The sequence below is a fragment of the Photobacterium sagamiensis genome, assembly GCF_050337085.1.
GTDB classification, from domain to species: domain Bacteria; phylum Pseudomonadota; class Gammaproteobacteria; order Enterobacterales; family Vibrionaceae; genus Photobacterium; species Photobacterium sagamiensis.
Genome location: NZ_JAKJSP010000008.1, coordinates 1 through 1,408 on the forward strand (window position 1 = coordinate 1; position 1,408 = coordinate 1,408).

Below are 1,408 nucleotides of genomic sequence, written 5' to 3' on the forward strand. Positions count from 1 at the left end.
CTCCAGGGAGACTGCCGGTGATAAACCGGAGGAAGGTGGGGACGACGTCAAGTCATCATGGCCCTTACGAGTAGGGCTACACACGTGCTACAATGGCGTATACAGAGGGCTGCCAACCAGCGATGGTGAGCGAATCCCACAAAGTACGTCGTAGTCCGGATTGGAGTCTGCAACTCGACTCCATGAAGTCGGAATCGCTAGTAATCGTGAATCAGAATGTCACGGTGAATACGTTCCCGGGCCTTGTACACACCGCCCGTCACACCATGGGAGTGGGCTGCACCAGAAGTAGATAGCTTAACCTTCGGGAGGGCGTTTACCACGGTGTGGTTCATGACTGGGGTGAAGTCGTAACAAGGTAGCCCTAGGGGAACCTGGGGCTGGATCACCTCCTTACCTAAAGACTTACTGTTTTATGCAGTGTCCACACAGATTGCTTGGTTAAAATGTAAAAGAACGTGAAAAGACTTGGGTCTTTAGTTCGGATTGTTAGCACCCCATACCCTTGGTAAAAGCGGTGAGGTCGGTGGTTCAAGTTGAACAAGTTCCCAAATGGGTCTGTAGCTCAGGTGGTTAGAGCGCACCCCTGATAAGGGTGAGGTCGGTGGTTCAAGTCCACTCAGACCCACCACTTTCTCCCCAAGAAAAATGTGGGTAACAGTCTTTTTGAAACGTTGGGGCTATAGCTCAGCTGGGAGAGCGCCTGCCTTGCACGCAGGAGGTCTGCGGTTCGATCCCGCATAGCTCCACCACTCTCTAAACACATTCATTTATTGAGATGAGTGTCATTAAAAAGTGGAAACCTCTTCAAAGAGAAACACATGTTCTTTAACAATCTGGAAAGCTGACTAGTAAATTCAATCGAATGATTGAATTACAAATGTTTTATAGAAAACGATAAAAAACGAGTTCTCAAAACAAACACATTCAAGTGTCTTGTGTAAGAGTCCGGCGAAAACAAATCCTCTCTTTTAAGAGAGAAACCTTGGTTGTTGCCATACGAAACCTCTTGGGGTTGTATGGTTAAGTGACTAAGCGTACACGGTGGATGCCTTGGCAGTCAGAGGCGATGAAGGACGTATTAACTTGCGATAAGCGTAGATTAGGCAGTAAAAGCCACTTGAGTCTGCGAGTTCCGAATGGGGAAACCCACCGGCATAAGCAAGTATCGCTACGTGAATACATAGCGTAGCGAGGCGAACCGGGGGAACTGAAACATCTAAGTACCCCGAGGAAGAGAAATCAATTGAGATTCCGGCAGTAGCGGCGAGCGACCCCGGATTAGCCCTTAAGCGGCATTAGCGTCAGGTGAATGTGCTGGAAAGCACAGCGGAACAGGGTGATAGCCCCGTAGCCGACAACGCTTTTACCGTGAAATCGAGTAGGACGGGACACGTGATATCCTGTC

General features: G+C 49.1%; 2 tRNA genes and 2 rRNA genes. All 4 read left to right on the forward strand.

Features of this window, described 5'->3' with window-relative positions:
• Positions 1-396: ribosomal RNA gene (locus L4D76_RS00995) — 16S ribosomal RNA — on the forward strand; the annotation flags it as partial.
• A 158-nt stretch (positions 397-554) separates the two neighbouring features.
• Positions 555-631, forward strand: a tRNA-Ile gene (locus tag L4D76_RS01000).
• Positions 632-676: 45 nt separating this feature from the next.
• Positions 677-752, forward strand: a tRNA-Ala gene (locus L4D76_RS01005).
• A gap of 269 nt (positions 753-1,021) precedes the next feature.
• Positions 1,022-1,408, forward strand: a 23S ribosomal RNA gene (locus tag L4D76_RS01010); the annotation flags it as partial.